General features: G+C 72.1%; 18 protein-coding genes, 1 other RNA gene and 1 pseudogene. 11 read left to right on the plus strand and 9 right to left on the minus strand.

Going from position 1 to position 20,038, the window contains the following annotated elements:
- Window positions 1-65 precede the first annotated feature (65 nt).
- Together PSQ21_RS08235 and PSQ21_RS08240 are read right to left on the minus strand one after the other, a co-directional pair.
- Window positions 66-812, minus strand: coding sequence for a bifunctional DNA primase/polymerase (locus PSQ21_RS08235; protein ID WP_274029767.1), 747 nt, complete (start codon window positions 810-812; stop codon window positions 66-68).
- A 196-nt stretch (window positions 813-1,008) separates the two neighbouring features.
- Entirely contained in the window at window positions 1,009-1,632 is a 624-nt protein-coding gene (locus PSQ21_RS08240; protein ID WP_274029768.1) for a TetR/AcrR family transcriptional regulator, read from the minus strand.
- A gap of 191 nt (window positions 1,633-1,823) precedes the next feature.
- Between PSQ21_RS08240 and ddaH the strand changes: the two genes are divergently transcribed.
- Window positions 1,824-2,741 carry a dimethylargininase gene (ddaH, locus tag PSQ21_RS08245; protein WP_397989093.1) on the plus strand — a complete coding sequence of 306 codons (918 nt, stop codon included), beginning with the start codon at window positions 1,824-1,826 and terminating at the stop codon, window positions 2,739-2,741.
- Here the strand turns inward: ddaH and PSQ21_RS08250 are convergent.
- Entirely contained in the window at window positions 2,738-3,745 is a 1,008-nt protein-coding gene (locus PSQ21_RS08250) for a small ribosomal subunit Rsm22 family protein (protein WP_274029772.1), read from the minus strand. The genes ddaH and PSQ21_RS08250 overlap by 4 nt on opposite strands.
- A 228-nt stretch (window positions 3,746-3,973) precedes the next feature.
- Between PSQ21_RS08250 and PSQ21_RS08255 the strand changes: the two genes are divergently transcribed.
- Window positions 3,974-5,296: a hypothetical protein gene (locus PSQ21_RS08255; RefSeq protein WP_274029773.1), complete on the plus strand. Its 1,323-nt coding sequence runs from the start codon at window positions 3,974-3,976 to the stop codon at window positions 5,294-5,296.
- A gap of 25 nt (window positions 5,297-5,321) precedes the next feature.
- Here the strand turns inward: PSQ21_RS08255 and PSQ21_RS08260 are convergent, their stop codons facing one another.
- Complete coding sequence (locus PSQ21_RS08260; RefSeq protein WP_274029775.1) at window positions 5,322-6,761, minus strand: Bcr/CflA family efflux MFS transporter; 1,440 nt, start codon at window positions 6,759-6,761, stop codon at window positions 5,322-5,324.
- 90 nt (window positions 6,762-6,851) lie between these two features.
- Here PSQ21_RS08260 and PSQ21_RS08265 point away from each other — a divergent pair, with 90 nt between their 5' ends.
- A complete protein-coding gene (locus tag PSQ21_RS08265; protein WP_274029776.1) occupies window positions 6,852-7,847 on the plus strand; it encodes a Gfo/Idh/MocA family protein in 996 nt (331 codons plus the stop codon).
- A gap of 24 nt (window positions 7,848-7,871) precedes the next feature.
- Here the strand turns inward: PSQ21_RS08265 and PSQ21_RS08270 are convergent, their stop codons facing one another.
- Window positions 7,872-9,539, minus strand: a complete 1,668-nt coding sequence (locus PSQ21_RS08270) for an alkaline phosphatase D family protein (RefSeq protein WP_274029777.1) — start codon at window positions 9,537-9,539, stop codon at window positions 7,872-7,874.
- Between the two features lie 144 nt (window positions 9,540-9,683).
- Between PSQ21_RS08270 and PSQ21_RS08275 the strand changes: the two genes are divergently transcribed.
- From PSQ21_RS08275 to PSQ21_RS08285, 3 genes are all read left to right on the plus strand, one after another.
- Window positions 9,684-10,448: an SDR family oxidoreductase gene (locus PSQ21_RS08275; protein ID WP_274029778.1), complete on the plus strand. Its 765-nt coding sequence runs from the start codon at window positions 9,684-9,686 to the stop codon at window positions 10,446-10,448.
- 144 nt (window positions 10,449-10,592) lie between these two features.
- Complete coding sequence (locus tag PSQ21_RS08280; RefSeq protein WP_274029779.1) at window positions 10,593-11,072, plus strand: lamin tail domain-containing protein; 480 nt, start codon at window positions 10,593-10,595, stop codon at window positions 11,070-11,072.
- 140 nt (window positions 11,073-11,212) lie between these two features.
- Entirely contained in the window at window positions 11,213-12,067 is an 855-nt protein-coding gene (locus PSQ21_RS08285) for a PhzF family phenazine biosynthesis protein (protein WP_274029780.1), read from the plus strand.
- A 22-nt stretch (window positions 12,068-12,089) separates the two neighbouring features.
- Here PSQ21_RS08285 and PSQ21_RS08290 read toward each other — a convergent pair whose 3' ends face one another.
- Both PSQ21_RS08290 and PSQ21_RS08295 read right to left on the minus strand, forming a co-directional pair.
- Entirely contained in the window at window positions 12,090-13,112 is a 1,023-nt protein-coding gene (locus PSQ21_RS08290) for a hypothetical protein (protein WP_274029781.1), read from the minus strand.
- Window positions 13,113-13,180: 68 nt separating this feature from the next.
- Complete coding sequence (locus tag PSQ21_RS08295) at window positions 13,181-13,852, minus strand: TetR/AcrR family transcriptional regulator (RefSeq protein ID WP_274029782.1); 672 nt, start codon at window positions 13,850-13,852, stop codon at window positions 13,181-13,183.
- 189 nt (window positions 13,853-14,041) lie between these two features.
- Here PSQ21_RS08295 and PSQ21_RS08300 point away from each other — a divergent pair, with 189 nt between their 5' ends.
- The gene (locus PSQ21_RS08300; RefSeq protein WP_443334376.1) at window positions 14,042-15,433 is read left to right on the plus strand and encodes an MFS transporter; all 1,392 of its coding nucleotides are present in this window, start codon (window positions 14,042-14,044) and stop codon (window positions 15,431-15,433) included.
- A 198-nt stretch (window positions 15,434-15,631) separates the two neighbouring features.
- Window positions 15,632-16,534, plus strand: coding sequence for a glycosyltransferase family 2 protein (locus PSQ21_RS08305; protein WP_274029784.1), 903 nt, complete (start codon window positions 15,632-15,634; stop codon window positions 16,532-16,534).
- Between the two features lie 16 nt (window positions 16,535-16,550).
- Here PSQ21_RS08305 and PSQ21_RS08310 read toward each other — a convergent pair whose 3' ends face one another.
- A complete protein-coding gene (locus PSQ21_RS08310) occupies window positions 16,551-17,057 on the minus strand; it encodes a GNAT family N-acetyltransferase (protein WP_443334416.1) in 507 nt (168 codons plus the stop codon).
- Between the two features lie 699 nt (window positions 17,058-17,756).
- On the opposite strand from PSQ21_RS08310, the gene PSQ21_RS08315 reads away from it, so the two are divergent.
- The 3 genes and pseudogenes from PSQ21_RS08315 (at window position 17,757) to PSQ21_RS08325 (ending at window position 19,437) form a co-directional block, all read left to right on the plus strand.
- Window positions 17,757-18,791 (plus strand): hypothetical protein, encoded by a 1,035-nt coding sequence (locus PSQ21_RS08315; protein WP_274029785.1) that lies wholly within the window; start codon window positions 17,757-17,759, stop codon window positions 18,789-18,791.
- Complete coding sequence (locus PSQ21_RS08320) at window positions 18,788-18,985, plus strand: hypothetical protein (protein WP_274029786.1); 198 nt, start codon at window positions 18,788-18,790, stop codon at window positions 18,983-18,985. Before PSQ21_RS08315 ends, PSQ21_RS08320 begins: the two co-directional genes overlap by 4 nt.
- 63 nt (window positions 18,986-19,048) lie before the next feature.
- Window positions 19,049-19,437 (plus strand): annotated as a pseudogene (locus tag PSQ21_RS08325) (hypothetical protein).
- Window positions 19,438-19,617: 180 nt separating this feature from the next.
- On the opposite strand, the gene rnpB reads toward PSQ21_RS08325, so the two are convergent.
- Window positions 19,618-20,025: RNase P RNA component class A (rnpB, locus tag PSQ21_RS08330), an RNA gene on the minus strand.
- Window positions 20,026-20,038: the final 13 nt, after the last annotated feature.

Below are 20,038 nucleotides of genomic sequence, written 5' to 3' on the forward strand. Positions count from 1 at the left end.
GGCGGTCGCACACCGGACCAGCGGCCCACCGGACCAGCGGCCCACCGGACCAGCGGCCCACCGGCTCAGCGGCTCAGCGGCCAGGCGATCGAGTCGTGGTCCAGCTCGCTCTGCTCGGCACTGCCCGCGTACCGCGCGCAGGCGTCGGTGAGCGTCTCCAGCAGGGTCAGCGGGTCGGGCAGCTCGTGCTCGGGGCCGCGCACCCAGTGCACGTCGAGCTCACCGGGGAGCCGGGCGGGCGGCAGCAGCACGTAGCTGCCCCGGCAGTGCCAGCGCAGACCCGGGTGGGCGTCCATCGTCTCGGGGTGGCAGTCCAGCTCGCAGGGCCACCACTCGTCCTCGTCCTCGGGGGTGCCGCGGGTGGCGGTGAAGAAGAGCATCCGGTCCTCGCCGGACTGGGCGACCGGGCCGACGTCGATACCCGCGTCGAGAAGACGCTCCAGGGCGCTGCGGCCCGCGGTGAGCGGGACGTCCAGCACGTCGTGGATCATGCCGGTCGCGGTGATGAAGTTGGCCAGCGGCTGGCCGCCGGCCCAGCGCTCGATCTGGGCGCGGTCGGTGGTCGACTGTGTCTGCCAGGCGAAGGAGATGGGATGCCGGGCGGGGGTGGGACAGCCGATGCGCTCGCACGAACACCGGTATCCGAGGGGGTGGGCGGCGGGGGCGATGGGCATGCCCGCGTCGGCGACCGCCAGGAGCAGCGCGACCCTGGCCGACTCGTCGGCCCCGGCTCCCGGTGATTTGGGGCGTCGCCGCAGCCACTGGGAGATCCTGCTCTCTGTGCCGCGGAAACGGCCGGAATCGGCGCCCATCTATCCCCTCACCTCAGCAGTTCACCTCAGCGTTGCCTCTCCATCGTCGCACCATCCTGCGGTTCGGGTGGCCAGAGTTCACCAGTGGGGGCGTGTACCACCGCACCGAGTGAGCACCATCACGCCCGATGTCACCCCATAACGGGCACTTCCCACCCTTGTCGGTGGGGTCCGGGGGTCGCCGACGGCCCGGGGGTCAGCGGCGCGGGGCGAGCCCGCCGACGGCGTAGTCGACGATCGCGTCGGCGTACGCGTGGGTGAGCGGCAGGGTCCGCAGCAGCCAGCGGTGCATCAGCGGGCCGATGAGCAGCTCCAGGGCGATCCGGGGGTCGGCGTCGGCACGCAGGTGTCCGGCCTCCTGGGCCGCCCGCAGGCGCGTGACGTACAGCGCGAGCTGCGGTTCCAGCAGCTTGGCGACGAATTCGGCGCCCAGCTTCGCGTCGACGATGCCCTCGGCGGTCAGCGCGCGGGTGGGGACCTCCAGCGCCGGGTCGTTCAGCTCGTCGACGGTGGCCCGCAGAACGAGCTTGAGGTCGGCGACCAGATCGCCGGTGTCGGGGATGCCCTGCTCGGCGCCGCCGGACCCCGCCTCCTCGGCGGCCCGGCCCGCCAGGTCGAGGAAGGCTTCCATCAGCACGGCGGCCTTGGAGGGCCACCAGCGGTAAATGGTCTGCTTGCCGACCCCGGCGCGGGCGGCGATACCCTCGATCGTCGTGCGCTGGTAACCCACCTCTCCGACGAGGGCGAGGGCGGCTTCGTGAATCGCGCGGCGGGAGCGATCGCTGCGGCGGCTGGAGTCGGGTGCCTTGGTGGGTGCCATGCGCCCAATCTAACGCCGGACAAGCCGAAACGTATCGTCTTGCGGTGTGGGTACCGACTCGCGGTGCTGGTACGTACCGACTCGCGGTGCGGGTAGACACCGGCTTGCTGTGCGGGTACGCGCCGCGTCCGGGCGACGAGGCCGTCCGGGCGGTGGCCGCGGCCGGGCGGTCCGGTGAACCACTCGATCGGTTGGCTGCGGATTCGGCGCGCACAGCGCACCATGGGCTCACGCACAGACCGTGCGCATCCCACCGTTCCGCGGCTACGGCCGCCGTTCGCGAGGAGCCCGAGTTGAACCGTGACGCCACCCCTCGTCGCTACCTGATGTGCGCCCCGGCGCACTTCCGGGTCACCTACTCCATCAACCCGTGGATGGACCCGTCCAAACCCGTCGACCTGGCGCTGGCCCAGACCCAGTGGGAGGACCTGCGCGACCGCTACCGCGCCCTCGGCCACACCGTCGAGCTGCTCACCCCCCGGCCCGACCTGCCCGACATGGTCTTCGCCGCCAACGGCGCCACGGTGATCGGCGGCCGGGTGCTCGGCGCGCTGTTCGCGTACCGGGAGCGGTACGAGGAGGCCGGGGCGCACCGGGACTGGTTCCGGGAACACGGCTTCGCCGAGGTCCGGGAGCCGGAGCACGTCAACGAGGGCGAGGGGGACTTCGCCGTCACCGCCTCGTACCTGCTGGCCGGGCGCGGCTTCCGCTCCAGTCCCCTCTCGCACGCCGAGGCCCAGGAGTTCTTCGGGCTGCCGGTCATCGGGCTCGATCTGGTGGATCCGCGCTACTACCACCTGGACACCGCGCTGTGCGTGCTGGACGCGGCGGCCGACGAGATCATGTACTACCCGGACGCCTTCTCCCCCGGCAGCCGGGCGGTGCTGCGGCGGCTGTTCCCGGACGCGCTGCTCGCCCGGGAGGCGGACGCGGCGGCGTTCGGGCTCAACTCGGTGAGCGACGGGCGTCACGTCCTGCTGCCGCAGGGGGCGACCGGGCTCCTGGACCCGCTGCGGGACCGGGGCTTCGAGCCGGTGCCGATGGATCTGGGGGAGCTGCTCAAGGGCGGCGGCAGCGTGAAGTGCTGCACCCAGGAGCTGCGGGCCTAGTCGGCGGGGTCAGCGGGGTCGGCGGGCGGCCAGGGATCGCCCCAGGCGGCATCCCTGGCCGCCCGGTACAGCTCGCCGTGGCGCTTGGTGACCGTGGAGCGGGCCAGGCCGTCGTCCCGTGTGCAGAGCTCCAGCAGCACCTGGCCCTTGCGGGTCTGCGGCCTGCGGGTGATGCGGGCGGGCGCCGGGGCGGTGGGGAAGCGGGTCGCGGCGACGTAGGCGAACTTCTCGTCCTCGTGGCTCAGCGAACCGCCCTTGACCTGCCGGTGCAGCGAGGAGCGGCTGACCCGGGCGGAGAAGTGGCACCAGTCGGTCCCGGGCTCGATCGGGCAGGCGCCGCTGTGCGGGCAGGGGGCGGCGACGCTCAGCCCGGCGGCGATCAGCCGGTCGCGGGCCTCGATGATCCGGGCGTAGCCGTCGGGGGTTCCGGGCTCCACGATCACCACCGCCTGTCCGGCGGCCGCCGCCGCGTCGACCAGTTCGGTCCTGGCCCCGGCGGTCAGCTCCTTGAGCACATAGCTGACGGTGACCAGGTCCACCGGGGCCAGCTCCAGCGAAGCGTCGATGCGGGCCTGCTCCCAGCGCGCGTCGCGGAGCCCCGGGACCCCGGACGCCTCGGCCAGTTCTCGGCCGAGCGCGAGGGCCGGGCCGGCCCAGTCCAGGACGGTCGTCGACGGGCCCTCCCAGACCCCCGCCACCGCCCAGCTCGCCGCGCCCGTGCCGCCCCCGACGTCCGTGTGCGTGGCGGGCGTCCAGTCGGGCGCGGCCCCGGCCAGGGCGTCGAGGGCGGACCGTACGGCTTCGTAGGTGGCGGGCATCCGGTAGGCGGCGTACGCGACGACGTCCGAGCGGTCCCGCAGGATCGGGGCGTCCGTCGGGGTCTCCCCCCGGTAGCTGGCGATCAGCCGGTCGACGGCCTGCGCGGCCTGCTTGGGCGGCAGTCCGTCGAGCAGGCCGGCCAGGGCCGCGCGCAGGGACTGTGCGGTGGGGAGGGTGACGTTCACCGCCGAATTGTAGGCGGAGGCGACCCGGCGGGCGCATTCCGCTTCGCCGGGGCCCAGGGGGGTACGGAGAGACGTGCGCGGGTGGCACGGGACCCGCCGGGCCCGCGCCGGGACCTCACGTAACCGGTACGGAACGGGAATCCGGTGAACTCCACACCGTGGTGGGCCTGTTGCTACGCTGGCCCGCGCGTGGACGGCACCAGGTCAAGTTGGTCCAGCAGGGGAGCCATGAGGCAGAAGATCGTGCGGCTGACGCTCGTCGGCGGGGTGGTCTTTCTCGCCCTGCTCCTGATGCTGGCCACCTGTGGCGGCGACCCCGACGAGGACGGCCGGAAGAGCGGCGCGGCCACCGGGACGGCGAAGCCGGTGCTGCCGAGCGCGGGTCCGGTGACCCGGTTGACCGTTCCGCCGCAGTACACGACGGACCGGGGCTGGGAGATCATCGGCTCCTCCCCGGATGTCGCCGTCTCCCACGCGACGGGCCTGCTGGCCTATCTGGAGCGGTCCGACGGGAACCGCTACCGGTTGCGCACCGTCGACACGGCCACCGGCGAGCTGGGCTGGCGGGGCAAGGCCTGGCGGCTGCCGGACCCGCTGCACTACCCGAAGCTCGCCGCGGTGGCCAAGGGCGACCGGCAGTTCTTCGTCACCTGGTCCTACGGGAAGGTCGGCGACGGGCTGTCGCCGGCGAACACCTTCCTCGCACTCGATCTGTACGACGTCACGAACGGGAACCGGCAGCGCGTCGAGGTGCCCTGGTCCGGGGCCCCGAACGTCCTGACGACCGGACCGGACATCGTGATCAGCGACGGGAAGGCGAACAGCACCCTGGTCGACCCGGTCACCGGCGAGGTGTCCGAACTGAGCGCGGACAAGCTGAAGTACCCCAAGGGCTGCCCGGCCTGCAAGCAGCTCACCGAGGTGCACGGCCAGACCTCCGACGGCCTGCTGCTGGGCGGAGCACGGGAGTTCTGGGTGCACGGCGGCTGGTTCAGCCGGAACGTCGCGCCCAAGGGCACCGACAAGGGCAGCGGAGTGGTGACGTCGACGACGCCGGGCCACGTGCTGGCGAAGTGGGCGCCCGCGAAGAAGACCAAGCGGGCGGCGACCCACGAGCTGTGGGCGGTGCACGACGCGGCGACCGGCGAGGTCCTCACCTCGGTGGAGTGCCACAGGCCCGCCATAAAGCCGGGGCGTTTCCCGCAGGCGGTCCTCTCCCCCTCGGGCGACTACCTGATCGCCGGGAACCTGGCCTTCGACCTGAAGGCGAAGCAGGGCCGCTGCTTCGAGGACGAGGGCGGCGCCGCCCATCTGACGCTGGCCACGGTGACGGACGACGGCATCGCGTACGGGGCCGAGAACGCGCGCGACGCCTCGGAGGCGCTGTCCGGCGGCGGGCTCCCGGTCTCGATGGACTTCGCCACCTGGAGCACCGACCGGCTGTCACGCAACGCGCGGCTGCCGGGGACGGAGACGACCGGGGTCGGGGTGTTCCGCTGGACCGACCGGCAGGACCGCACGCATCTGATCGGCTACCCGCGCACCGGCTGAATCCCTGGCGGGCGGCGGGCCCCGGTCAGATACCGGCGGCCTCGCGGCCCGCTCGCCGCCAGGGGCGGCACAGGAGCAGGAAGCAGGCCACCGCCGACAGCGCGCACACCACCTGGACCACGGCCATCGGTACGGCCGTGTCCTCCCCCGCGATGCCGACCAGCGGGGAGGCCACGGCGCCGATGAGGAACGAGGTGGTGCCGAGCAGCGCGGAGGCGGAGCCCGCCGCGTGCTTGGTGCGCATCAGGGCCTGGGCGTTGGTGTTCGGCATCGCGAGGCCCATCGCCGACATCAGGACGAAGAGCCCGGCCGCGACCGGCACGAGGCCGACCTCGCCGAAGACGCCGGTCGTCATGAGCAGCAGCGCGACGGCGGCCAGCACGATCACCGCGAGGCCGAAGCCGAGCACCTTGTCGAGGCTGATCCGGCCGACGAGGAGCTTGCCGTTGATCTGGCCGACGGTGATCAGGCCGATCGAGTTGAGCCCGAAGAGCAGGCTGAAGGTCTGCGGCGAGGCCCCGTAGATCTCCTGCACGACGAACGGGGAGGCGGCGATGTACGCGAACAGGACCGCGAAGGCGAGCCCGCCCGCGACCATGTAGCCGGTGAAGACCCGGTCGGCGAGGAGCCCGCGCATGGTGCGCAGGGCGTCGGCGACGCCGCCGGTGTGGCGGTCGGCGGGCGGCAGCGTCTCGTGGAGCCATTTCCAGACGACCAGGGTGAGCACGATGCCGACGGCGGTCAGCACGACGAAGATGCCCCGCCAGTCGGTGATCCGCAGGACCTGCCCGCCGATCACCGGGGCGATGACCGGGGCGACGCCGGAGATCAGCATCAGGGTGGAGAAGAACCGGGCCATCTCCACGCCGTCGTAGAGGTCGCGCACCACGGCCCGCGCGATGACGATGCCGGCCGCGCCGGCGAGCCCCTGGAGGAGGCGGAAGCCGATGAGGAGTTCGGCGGTGGGGGCCAGGGCGCAGATCGCGGTGGCGAGGACGTAGACGACCATGCCGAGGAGCAGCGGCTTGCGGCGGCCCCAGCGGTCGCTCATCGGTCCGACGACGAGCTGGCCGAGCGCCATGCCGGCCAGGCACGCGGTCAGGGTGAGCTGGACGGTGGCGGCGGGGGCGCCCAGGGAGTCGGTGACGGCGGGGAGCGCGGGGAGGTACATGTCCATGGACAGCGGCGGGAGTGCGGTGAGCCCGCCGAGGACCATGGTGACCAGGAGGCCGGTGCGCCGGGCGGCCTTCGCCGCCGGGCCGGGGAGTCCGGCGGATCCCGAGAGGCCGGGGGTGGCCGGCAGGTCGGGGGCTCCCGGCAGCCCGGCCGGGGCGGTGACCTGCGGGGCGGCGGGGTCGACGGAGAGGGCGCCCGCGTCCCCGTGCGGGACCGGCCGGCCGTCGGCCCCGGTCCCGGTGGTGGGTATGTGCGCTGACTGGGCCCGGCTGCCGCCGCTGTCCGGCATTCTCGTCTCCACATCGTTGAATACGCATCTATGCTCTCAGCTCGGCCGGAGTGGTCGATACCTTTTTTCGGGCGGGCTGGGGTGGCGGGCATGGGTGGGTCGGTGCGCTGGGGTGTTCTGGCGACGGGCGGCATAGCCGCGAGGTTCACGGCGGACGTACAGGGGCTTCCCGACGCCGAGGTGGTGGCGGTGGCCTCGCGTACGGAGGCCTCGGCGCGGGACTTCGCCGAGCGGCACGGGATCGGGCGGGCCTACGGCAGCTGGGCGGAGCTGGTCGCCGACGACGAGGTGGACGTGGTGTACGTGGCCACCCCGCACTCGGCGCACCACGCGGCGGCCTCGCTGGCGCTGCGGGCCGGGAAGCACGTGCTGTGCGAGAAGGCGTTCACGCTCAACAGCCGGGAGGCGAAGGAGCTGGTGGCCCTCGCCCGGGACCGCGGTCTCTTCCTGATGGAGGCCATGTGGACCTATCTCAACCCGGTGGTCCGCCGCCTCACCGAGCTGGTCCGGGACGGGGCGATCGGCGAGATCCGGACCGTACAGGCGGACTTCGGCTTCGCGGGCGACTTCGCTCCCGGGCACCGGCTGCGCGACCCGGACCTGGGCGGCGGGGCGCTGCTGGACCTCGGGGTCTACCCGGTGTCGTTCGCGCAGCTGCTGCTGGGCGAGCCGGACCGGATCCAGGCCGACGCGCTGTTGTCCCCGGAGGGCGTCGACCTGAACACGGGGATGCTGCTCGGCTGGGACTCCGGCGCGACCGCGCTGCTCTCGTGCTCGATCGTCGGCCACCACCCGACGGCGGCCACCGTCATCGGCACGGCCGGGCGGATCGACCTCCCGCGCGACTTCTTCCACCCGGACCACTTCGTCCTGCGGCGGGCGGGCGCGGAGCCGGAGACGATCACCTCGGGGCCGGGACCGCGGGGGCTGACGGGCATGCAGTACGAGGCCGCCGAGGTGATGCGGGCGGTGCGGGCGGGCGAGAGCGAGTCCCCGCTCGTCCCGCTGGAGGGTTCGCTGGCGGTGATGCGGACGCTCGACGCGGTACGGGACCGTATCGGCGTCCGCTACCCGGCGGACCGCTGAGCCCGCTGCCGCGGGCGTGAGGCGCTACGCGGGCGTGAGCCCGGGGTTTCCCGCCTCGGTGACGAAGGAGGCCGCCGTGGTGAGCGGCGCTCCGGGGGTCGTGACGGCGGCCACCGTACGGAAGTCGGCGCGGGCCTCCTTCGTTCCGAGGGTGACGAGCGTGTAGCCGCGCCGCCCGTTGTAGTGCTTGAGGTGCGGGTTGGCGCGGGTCTGGTTCTCCCAGTTGGCGGGCCGGTCCGCGCCGTCCTTGCCGCTGCTGATGGACGTGGCGACGATCTCCGTGCCGACGGTGCGCGAGGCGGGGTCGTCGAAGTCCTTCTTCAGGTCGAAGGCGTAGGAGACGTGGACGTCGCCGGTGAGGACCATGAGGTTGTCCACGCCGGCGGCCTCGGCCCCGGCCAGCACCCGCTGCCGGGAGGCCGGGTAGCCGTCCCAGGAGTCCATGGAGAGCTTGAAGGCGTCGGTGGGTACATCGCGCCGCCGGGCGAAGGTGACCTGCTGCGGGACGACGTTCCAGGTGGCGTGTGACGCGCGCCAGCCGTCGAGCAGCCAGCGTTCCTGGGCGGCCCCGGTCATGGTGCGCGCGGGGTCCTCGGACTCGGGTCCCGGGGTGCGCCAGCCGTCGCCGTACGCCTGGTCGCTGCGGTACTGGCGGGTGTCGAGGATGTCGAACTGGGCGAGCCGCCCGAACGTCAGGCGGCGGTAGAGCCGCATGTCGGGTCCGGTGGGGCGCTGCGGGGTGCGCAGCGGCTGGTTCTCCCAGTACGCGCGGTACGCGGCGGCCCGGCGCAGCAGGAACTCCTCGGGCGGGACGTCGTTCTCGGGGGTGCCGCCAGCGTAGTTGTTCTCGGTCTCGTGGTCGTCCCAGGTGACGACGAAGGGGTGGGCGGCGTGGGCGGCGCGCAGGTCCGGGTCGGACTTGTAGAGGGCGTAGCGCAGCCGGTAGTCCTCCAGGGTGACCGTCTCGCGGTTGTAGTGCGCGGGGAGTCTGCGGTCGGTGTAGCCGCGGGCCCCGCCGGTGGCGGTGACGGCGTACTCGTAGAGGTAGTCGCCGAGGTGGAACACGACGTCGACGTCCTCGGCGGCGAGGTGGCGGTGGGCGGTGAAGTAGCCGTCGTGGTACGCCTGGCAGGAGACGGCGGCCAGGGTCAGGGAGCTGGTGCGGGCTCCGGGGGCCGGGGCGGTGCGGGTGCGGCCGGCCGGGCTGGTCCAGCCGCCGGTGCGGAAGCGGTAGTAGTAGACCCGGCCGGAGTCGAGGCCCTGGACGTCGGCGCGGACGCTGTGGGCGAACTCGGGGTGGGCGGTGACCGATCCGCGCCGCTCGATCCGGCGGAAGCTCTCGTCGCGGGCCACCTCCCAGCGCACCGCGACCCGGCCGCGCGGCAGTCCGCCGCCCGGCTCGTAGGGGCGGGGGGCGAGCCGGGTCCAGATGAGGACGGACGTCGGGTGCGGGTCGCCGGAGGCGACGCCGAGGGTGAACGGGTCCTCGGTGATCCGGCGGGCGTCGAGTTCGGCGGCGCTCGCCGTGCCGGCGGCGGGAAGGTTCACGGCGAAGGCGAGCGCGGCGGCGGCCGCGGTGCCGGTCAGGAAGCGCCTGCGTCCCACGCCCGGTGCGAGCAGCCGTGCGGCGGCGCGGAGTTCGGTCGTCCGTGTGCTCTGTTCGGGCGTCATGATGATCTGTGCGGCTGTCATATGCCCCTCCTCAGCCCGGATGCTGTCGGGCTTCATGGCAGCCGCACGCGACGACGCACCGTTGTCGCGTGCACAACATCCGCATGGCGGGTCGATGAGCACCCCGTGCCCCGTGCACCGACCCGTCCCGTACGCTGCCGGGCCATGAACACTGAGCAGACCGGCCGGAAAGTCGCCGTCGTCACGGGTGCGGGATCAGGGATCGGGCGGGCCGTCGCGCTCGCCCTCGCGAGCGCGGGCTGGTCGCTCGCGCTCGCCGGACGGCGGGCGGAGCCGCTGGCGGGGACGGCGGCAGCCGCCGGGGACACCGAGGCGCTGTGCGTCACCACCGACGTGACCGACGCCGACGAGGTCGGCGCGCTCTTCACCGCCGTACGGGAGCGGTTCGGCCGGCTGGACCTCCTGTTCAACAACGCGGGCACGTTCGGCCCCGGCGGCGTTCCGCTGGAGGACCTGGCCGCGGAGGACTGGCGGGCGGTGGTCGACGTGAACCTGACGGGCGCGTTCCTGTGCGCGCAGGCCGCGTACCGGCTGATGAAGGAGCAGGACCCGCAGGGCGGCCGGATCATCAACAACGGTTCGGTCTCCGCCCACGCGCCGCGCCCGCACTCCATCGCGTACACCGCGACGAAGCACGCGATGACCGGGCTGACGAAGTCGCTGTCGCTGGACGGCCGCGCCTACCGGATCGCCTGCGGGCAGATCGACATCGGCAACGCGGCGACGGAGATGACCGAGCGGATGTCGACCGGGATCCTCCAGGCCAACGGGGAGATGGCGGTGGAGCCCGTGATGGCGGCGGCCGACGTGGCGCGGACGGTGGTGCACATGGCGGAGCTGCCGCTGGAGGCCAACGTCCAGTTCGCCACGGTCCTGGCGACGAACATGCCGTACATCGGACGCGGTTGAGCCTCCGGGCGATCAGATTCGCTCGAACTAGCCATTAAGTGACCGAATTTGCGGATTTCTGCGCCCCCGGCCGAGCAAGCGCGTGCTATCCGTATGATCGCACCCCGTTACACCTTCACCAGAACACCACAGAAGGAACACCACATGCGCATACGCACCGCTGCGCCGATCGCCCTGGCCGCCGCCACCGCACTGGCCGGCTCGCTCCTCGCCACGGCGGCACCGGCCTCGGCGGCCGCCCACCAGGGCGGGCTGCACTTCGGGACCGTGCAGTACGACGGCCCCGGCACGGACAACCGGACCACGAAGTCGCTGAACGCCGAGTGGGTGAACATCCACAACAACGGCAAGAAGAAGGTCCAGCTCAAGGGCTACAAGGTGAAGGACAACACCGGCTACACCTACACCTTCGGCAGCTACACGATCGGCGCCGGCAAGACCGTCAAGCTCCGCACCGGCAAGGGCAAGAACGTCTCGGGCACCGTGCACTGGAACCGGGGCTCGTACGTCTGGAACAACACCGGCGACAAGGCGCGGCTGATCAAGCCGAACGGGAAGCTCCAGGACTCCTGCTCCTGGAAGAAGTCCACCAAGGCGAACAAGGGCGTCAAGAACTGCCACTGACCCGTCCCGGGGGGGCGGTCGCGGCGCTCCGGAGGGGCCGCGACCCGCTCTCCCGCGCCGTACCTCCGTATCGCCGTACCGCCTTGTCGCCGTACCGGAAGTGGGGAATGCCGGGAGCGGCGGCAGGGTTGGATCTCTGCATGACACCTGACTCCGCGCCCGAGGTCCTGCGCTACACCGCCTTCTCCGCCGACCCCGCGGGCGGGAACCCCGCAGGCGTCGTCCTGGACGCCTCCGGGATGGACGAGGAGGCGATGCTCGCCGTCGCGGCGGAGGTGGGGTACAGCGAGTCGGCGTTCCTGACGGAGCGGACCGGCGAAGGCGCGTACACGATCCGCTACTTCAGCCCGAAGGCCGAGGTGCCCTTCTGCGGCCACGCCACGGTCGCCACGGCGCTCGCCCTGGCCGAACGGGACGGGCCGGGGGAGCTGGAGTTCGTCACGGCCGCGGGCCCGGTGCCGGTGACGGTCGTACGGGAGGGCGGCGAACTCCGCGCCACCCTCACCAGCGTGGCCCCGCGCGTCGAGGAGACCACCGCGGCCGACCTGGCGGAGGCGCTGGCGGCCCTGGACTGGGCGGCCGGCGATCTCGACCCGGCGCTGCCGCCCCGGATCGCCTACGCGGGAGCCCGGCACCTGGTGCTGGCCGCCGCCACCCGGGAACGGCTGGCGGACCTGGACTACGACTTCGGGCGCCTCGAAGCGCTGATGCACCGGCTCGACCTGACCACGCTGCAACTGGCCTGGCGCGAGGGGCCCGGGGTCTTCCACGTCCGGGACCCGTTCCCGGTGGGCGGGGTCGTCGAGGACCCGGCGACGGGCGCCGCGGCGGCGGCCTTCGGCGCGTACGCCCGGGAGCTGCGGCTCGTACCGGACGCGGCCGTGCTGACGCTGCACCAGGGGGCGGACATGGGCCGCCCCGGCACGCTCACCGTCGAACTGCGCGCGGGTGACGCCAGGGTCCGGGTCAGCGGAACGGGCACCCGGATCGGCTGAACCGCGCCCCGGGGGCGGCTGTTCAGCCGGTGACGTCCTTGGCCGGGGAGATGTGGGCGTACCAGCGTTCCGTCTCCTCCGGGTCGAGAGCGCGCTCCAGCAGGGCGTCGCCGCGCATGCCGGGGAAGAAGCGGCCCGCGGGCCACGACCGCCGGTAGGACGGCTCGTCCAGAACCAGCAGCCGGACGCCGTCGACGACGGGGATGTCGGCGGGGGTGCCCTCGTTCCAGATGAGTTCGCCGTCCGGGGCCACCAGGTCGAAGGAGCCCACGGTGTCCACCTGACCGGGGGTCTCCCGGCAGACGGCCGCCTCCTGCGCCGACGGCGCGTGGCCCTCCACATGGCCGCCGCCGATGAGCGCGTCGGCGAGCAGGGTGTGCAGCTGGAAGTTGTCCCCGATGCCGGAGAGCCGCAGGAGGTAGCCGGTGCCGCTCGCCCGGTGGAGGGCGACGAGCGGTTCGTCGTCCAGCACGAGCAGCGCGTAGGCGAGGGACTTCAGCTCCACGCCGGAGGCCCGCTCCACCGCGCCGAGCAGCCGCAGCGCCTCGCCCCGGAAACCGGCCGCCCGCCGCACACCGGGGTGGTTCAGCATCGCGACGGCGGCCATCTCCCACTGGGGAAGCGTCCACCAGCCGACGGCCGCGTCGGAACCGGCCCGCTCCACGGGCCCCGGGCCCGGCTCGCCCCCGTCCGGAACGGGAAACGCGCCGCCGCCGGTCGCGACCCACGCGTCGGAGAACACCAGGGCCTGCTCCAGGGCCCACCGCAGCCCGGCCAGCACCCCCGGCGCGCAGCGCTCGGCGTCCGCACCGCGCTCGACGCAGGCCCCGACGAGCACGGCGACGACGGCACGGGGGCCGGGCGGCACCTGCTCCAGCACGGCGGCGAGCCGAGGCCCGCCGTCCAGCAGCTCCGGCTCCCTGGCCTGCCCGAAGGTCTCCTGCAACCGGACGAACGCCTTGCCGGAGCGCTTGGCGTCCTGCGCGGTCACCGCCGCCTCGAAGTCGGCGACAGCTCCCCCGAACCCGGCTTTACCGAATATCATTCCGGCACCATATCGACGTGCGTCCGGGCGCCGCGAAACCGGTCTCCGTCAAGGGCTTCCCACGCCCCTCACCGCACGTACACCCCGTCCCTCGCGGCGGCGACCGCCGCGGCGGCGGCCCGGTCCGCCGCCTCCTCGTCCAGCGGCGCCCCGCTGGCCAGCAGCCGGTAGTAGAGGGGCGCCGACACCGCCGCGATCACCTCGCCCGGGTCCGTGCCTGCGGGCACTTCGCCGCGATCGACCGCCGCCTCGACACACCCCGACCACTCCCCGATCCGCACCGCGTAGAAGCGGTGCAGGGCGTCGGCGGCCCGGGGGTCGCAGGTGGCGGCGGCGATGACGGCCACGAAGAGGGGCCCCTGCCGGGGGTCGGTCAGCGTGCGGACCACGAGGCGGGCGTTGGCCCGGAGGTCCCCGGCCAGGGACCCGGTGTCGGCACGCGGCAGCGACTGCTCCGCCATGTCCGAGAGCAGATCGGCCACCAGCCCGGCGGGCGCGGACCAGCGCCGGTAGACGGTCGTCTTGCCGACCCCGGCCCGCCGGGCGACATCGGCCAGGTCGAGCCCGTCGAAGCCGTGCTCGACCAGCGCGTCCCCGGCGGCACGCAGGACCGCCTCCCGCACCCGGGCGGTGCGGCCACCGGGGCGCACGGTGCCCGGCTCCCCGCCGTCGGCGTCGACACCCTCGGAGCTTTGAGAGCCCTCGGCACCTACAGCACCTTCAGCACCTTCAGAAGTCATAACGGGTCTCCAGTTCCATTAAAGACGCTTCCCCTGTTACGGTGACACCCATCTTAACGGAACCAGAGAACCGTTAAGCGATTCCGTGCCCAGGAAGGCGCCCCTGCCATGTCCCGTAACGCACCCGCACCCGCTCCCACACCCGCTCCCACCGGACCGACGACCGTTCCGCGCGCCGCCGGTCCGCGCATGACGAGACGCCAGAAGCTCGTACTGGCCCTGCTGCTCGGCTCCCAGTTCATGATCGCGGTGGACTTCTCGATCCTGAACGTGGCGCTGCCCGTCGTCGGGGAGGGGCTCGGCTTCTCCCTCGCCCACCTCCAGTGGATCGCCACGTCCTTCGCGCTCGCCGCCGCCGGATTCACCCTGCTCTTCGGACGCGTCGCCGACCTCGTCGGCCGCAAGAACCTGTTCATCGGCGGCATGGCCGTCCTCGGGCTCTCCTCCGCGCTCGGCGGCCTCGCCACCTCGCCCGAGGTCCTCCTCACCGCCCGCGTGCTCCAGGGCCTGGCCACCGCGGCCGTCACCCCCGCCGGCCTCGCCCTGCTGACCACCGCGTTCAAGGAGGGGCCGCTGCGCGAACGGGCGCTGGGGCTCAACGGCGCCCTGATGTCGGCCGGGTTCACCGCCGGGGCGATCCTTGGCGGCCTCCTGACGGACCTGCTCTCCTGGCGCTGGGCCTTCTTCATCAACGTACCGGTCGCGGCCCTGGTCGTGATCCTGGCCCCGTCCGTGATCGCCGACTCCCGGCCGGAGCGGCGGCCCCGGCTGGACGTGCCCGGCGCGGTCACCGTCACCGGCGGGCTGCTGCTGCTCGTCCTCGGCCTCACCCAGGCCGGCGAGACCGGCTGGACCACCCCCACCACCCTGGTCTCCCTGGCCGCCGGCACCGCGCTCCTGATCGCGTTCGTCCGCATCGAGCGGCGGGCCACCGCACCGCTCGTCCCGATGCACATCCTGAAGCGGCGGAGCGTCGTCTGGGGCAACGCCGCCGGGCTGATCGCCTTCGTCACCGAGACCTCGCTGGTGTTCCTGCTCACCCTCTACCTCCAGGAGGTCCTCGGCTACTCCGCGCTGGCCACCGGCCTCGCGTTCGGCGTGCTGGGCATCGGCACGGTCGTCGGCGGGATGCTCGGCGGACGGGCGGTGGGCCGGTTCGGCAACCAGCGCGCCATCGTGCTGGGCGGAGTCGTCCAGGCCGGTGCCACGCTCTCCCTCGTCGCGCTCGGCACGTCCGGCTCCTGGATCTGGCTCCTGCTGGCGGCCACCTTCGTCGGCGGTGTGGGCAACATGCTGATGATCGTCGGCTTCATGGTCACGGCCACCTCGGGCCTGCCCGACGAGGAGCAGGGGCGGGCCACCGGACTGGCGACGATGACCCAGCAGGTCGGCATCACCCTGGGCATCCCGGTGATGAGCGCGATCGTCACCGCCCGGACGGGGGCCGCGACGGGGCCGGAGGCGGTCCTGTCCGGCGTCTCCACCGCCATCCTGGTGAACTCCGCCCTGGTCCTGGCCGGCGCCCTGCTCGCCGGGCACTTCCTGGCCGGAAGGAACCGGACGGCGGCCGCGGAGGGGTGAGGTACGCGGAGCGGGCCGTCCCGGGAGCCGCACCGGCCCCCGGGACGGCACACGGCCGTCGCGCCGTACGCCCCGCTGAACACCGGCGGGCCCGCAGTTGGCCGGGCGGCGACCACGGACTGAACACCGAGACGTTACGATCGCGAGCATCGCAGCCGACCAACAGCCGCACGGCAGCCGAGCCCAGGAGTACCGAACTTGTCCGCACCACGCATCGGCGTATCCATCGTGACCATGGGGGACCGCCCGCAGGCGGTCGAGGCGCTGCTGGCGTCGGTCGCCATGCAGGACGTCCGGCCCACCCGGCTCGTGATCATCGGCAACGGGACGGCGCTCCCGGACTTCACCGCCTTCCCCGGCCTGGCGGACCTCGACGGCGGGGTGACCACCATCGAGCTGCCGGAGAACCTCGGCTGTCCGGGCGGCCGGAACGCCGGTCTGCGCAGGCTCGCCGAGATCGGCGACGTGGACGTGGTGATCGAGCTGGACGACGACGGGCTGCTGGTCGAGAAGGACGTCTTCCGCCGGGTACGGGACCACTTCGCGGCCGATGACCGGCTCGGCATCGTCGGCTTCCGGATCGCCGACGAGCACGGCGAGACGCAGCGCCGCCACGTGCCGCGGCTGCGCGCCGGCGACCCGATGCGCGGCGGCGAGGTCACCGCCTTCCTCGGCGGCGGCCACGCGTTCTCCATGAAGATGCTGGCCGAGACCGGCCTGTGGCCGGCGGAGTTCTTCTTCACCCACGAGGAGACGGACCTCGCCTGGCGCGCGCTCGACGCGGGCTGGAAGGTGCTGTACGAGCCCGAACTGCTGCTCCAGCACCCCAAGACGTCCCCGGCCCGGCACGCGGTCTACTACCGGATGACGGCCCGCAACCGCGTCTGGCTGGCCCGCCGCAACCTGCCCCTCCCTCTGGTCCCCGCCTACCTCGGCACCTGGACCCTGCTCACCCTCGCCCGCACCCGCGACCCGAAGGGCCTGCGCGCCTGGGCGGGCGGCTTCGCCGAGGGCGTCCGGACCCCGTGCGGGGAGCGCCGCCCCATGCGCTGGTCCACGGTGTGGCAGATGACACGGCTGGGCCGGCCGCCGGTCATCTGACCCGCCACCCGGCGGACTACGGCCGCAGGCGGTAGAGCACGTCCGGCTCGTTCTCCTCGTTGCGGGCACCGTCGTCGAACGCGACGGCGGTGAACCCGTGCCGCTCGTAGAAGGCGCGGGCGGCGGCGTTGCGCTGGAACACGTACAGCTCCAGTCCCCCCTTCGCCGCACCACGCACCTCCGCCAGCAGCCTGCTCCCGATCCCCCGCCGCAGCGCGTCGGGCCGCAGATAGAGATGATCGAGCTCGTCGTCCCCGGCGAGCACGGCGAACCCGAGCAGTTCCCCGCCCTCCCCCGCCTCCTCGGCCACCCACACCGCGGTGCTGGTGGGCAGCACGACATGGGTGATCCACGCGAGGGTGTCCTCGTCGCTGTGGACCCGGGGCAGATACGGCATGGCGGCGGCGCGGGAGTCCAGGAAGACGCGCGTGACGGCCTCCGCGTCGGCCGGCGTGGCCCGGCGCAGCCGTACCCCGGCCGGTGCCATGGCCCCGCCCGCGCCCATACTCTCCGTCACCCGCATCACTCCCCGCCTCAGGGCCGGTACGTTCCCGACCATGCGGGTAGGGAACAACGGCCGCGGGCAGCAGACCACGCCAAGGGGTCGACGCGCAGGTGAAATACCGGTGCGCCGAGAACGGGGAAGGGCCCCGACCAGGTGAGACACCCGGCCGCAGGCCCTTGTTGGCCTGCCGGCAGACGAGCCGTGTACGCGCGCCGAGGTCTTCGCCCGCAGTGAGCGTATTCGGCAGGAACGGATAGACGCCTACTGCGCATACGGCGGCGCCATGGCGAACTACCGTCGTGGGCAAATGGATTATTGGTTCGCCAAGCCCGACGGCCGCTCCATGGAGACGGAACTCAGCAGCCCGGTGTCCCGCCGGCGCCGATGAACTAGGAGCCGATGACGCGGCAACGGTTGGTGAACGCGATGGTCCGGGCGTCGGCGATATGCGTCCCGTACGCGCACCGCGCCGCCTCCAGCCATGGTCACCCCGTCTTGCAACGAACCTCGTACACACAGTGCGCCCAGTGGTAGCCTCCCCAAGGGCCACCAGGGGGCCTGTCCTGACGCTGAGCTGCCCCGGTGCAGCGTCGTACACGGGATGAAGAAGCCTTAGCTTCACCGGACTCGACAGGTATGTCCGACTGCGCCGTTGCTTGGCGCGCCGATCAGTTGTCGGACGCTTCGGGGCAGCGGCGTTCGAGGACGGATCGTGCCATGTCTGCTGGTGGACGCCTCTCCACCCTGGCTCGAACGCGGATCACCTACACCGGTGAGCCCTATCAGTTCGCGCTGGAAACTCTCAAGGGCACACACAACCTGCCACCACTGCCAGACGTCACGGGCGAACAGGCACTGCTCGAGTCGCAAGTCATGGCGAATCTGGGCGACGGCGGAACATGGTCCGCTCACCCGGTCGGAATCTCTGGCGTGCGCCTGAGCTGGGGTAACCCCATCATGGTCTACCTCGACAGCCACGTTGAACTTTCGCGTGGAGAGAACTACCCCGTGGCCTGGCACGCCGGCGATCGCCTCTTGCCGTATGTCGGAGGTGGCGGCGAGGTCGGCGGTGTCGCGGGGCTGCGTATCGCCGCGATCCGTGGAAACGACCTCCACCTCACCCTGGCGGGCGCTGACAGCCGCCTCATCCTCCGTGGCATCACCGGTACGCGATGGAGCGACTACCTCGACGAACGGCGAAGGGATCTGGCCGTGGGGCACGCGGCACCACTGTGGCACGCCCCCGAACTCACCGACTTCGAATGGCAGGACGAGCAGTCACACCCCCGCACCCGCGGAGCGGAAAGGGACATTGCACCCTTGGGGTCGGGGTTGCTTCGCAGAGTTGCCCTGTTCCATACGTCCAACTCTGCTTACTCAAGCCGATCTTGGACGACCGGAAGTGACTGGATCTTCGAACTGGACACACGCCGTGACGTACTCCTCGACCACGACACACTGCTCGGCAGACTCTCTGCCCCTACGTGGGGGCTTCCTCTCCGCGTCGTCGAACATCACTGCACGTGTGACGACCCGCCCCTGACCAGCAATCGATACATGCGGCAGTGCACGTACGAACTTGTTCACGACGACGTGCCGGGGTGTGCACTCCAGTTCCGCTTCCGGTGGGGCCCCGCCGTGTACGGAAAGGACGCCAGAGGGCAGCTCGAACGGCTCGGCTCAGACCTCGGCTGGCTGAACCGCGTACTCCCGCGGACCACCCTGGAATCTGCCCGCGGGGTGATCGCATGAACTGGGACGCCATCACCCTTTATGTCCTGGCCGGCTTCAGCATTGTCCTCCTCGTCCTCGGTCAGCTTCGCGAGCTGCTGGGGAAGGTCGCAGAGGTCGTCAGCGCCTGGCACGAGCTTCGGCGGAACATCCGGCCGAGTCCCGATCCTCAGCAGGCTGCGGCTACCACGCAGCAGAACGCCAACAATCAGTGACCCTGGAATGTCCAGACCCTCACATCAGCCGAGCCGCAATACGCACGCCCCCAGGAGGGACCAGTGTCCAACCCGCAGCCGCTCACCCCTGAGGAGAAGCTCGCCGCCGCGAAGAAGCAGCTGAGCCTCCCACTCATCGTCGTGATCTGCGGCTCCACCCGTTTCATGACCGAGATGACCGAGGCTGATCTGCGGGAGACCAAAGCCGGAAGGATTGTCGTCAAGCCCGGTTGCGACAAGAAGTCGCCGCACGAACTCTGGTCCGATCCCGCCGAGGCCAGGCCCTGAAGCTTCAACTCGACGATCTACACCGAGCGAAGATCCGGCTCTCGGACGAGGTGCTCGTAGTCGGCGACTACACCGGAGACAGCACCCGAGCGGAAATCGTCTACGCGCGGTCGCTGGGCAAACCCGTGCGGTTCACGCACCCCGAAGTCGACCCCGACGCCTGACCGGCCACCCCGCACATTCCGCGGACACGCCGTGGGATTGATCATCTAGGCAAGTGTGCGGAGGCCCCGCACACAGACCGTCCCCTGACATCACGTGCCCCGGCCGTCTCCCGACAGACTCCCCACGGGCCGCAAGATCATGGAACTGGCAGTGTCGTGCCTGCTCAGAGGCGTAAGCGGCAGACGAGTCGTGCTGTACGCCGGGTTCTGTCTCCCGGTCGCCTCGCGGCGGCCGGGGAGACGGCCATCCATCTAGGACCGGCATTGCTGCCAGCCTCGTGCGGTCTACCCGTGAACTCGGGCGAGCCGCCCTCGAACGTTCACGCAGGGCCGTCCCGTTTCCGGGGCGCCCCCTCTTGACCTTGCTCCGGGTGGGGTTTACCTAGCCGCCTGAGTCACCTCAAGCGCTGGTGGTCTCTTACACCACCGTTTCACCCTTACCCGCGACCGAAGTCCCGGGCGGTCTGTTTTCTGTGGCACTGTCCCGCGGGTCACCCCGGGTGGCCGTTAGCCACCACCCTGCCCTGTGGAGCCCGGACGTTCCTCGGGAGGATCCGAGGATCCTCACGCGGCCGTCCGCACGACTCGTCTGCCGTGATCG

It is taken from the genome of Streptomyces sp. MMBL 11-1 (assembly GCF_028622875.1).
GTDB lineage: Bacteria > Actinomycetota > Actinomycetes > Streptomycetales > Streptomycetaceae > Streptomyces.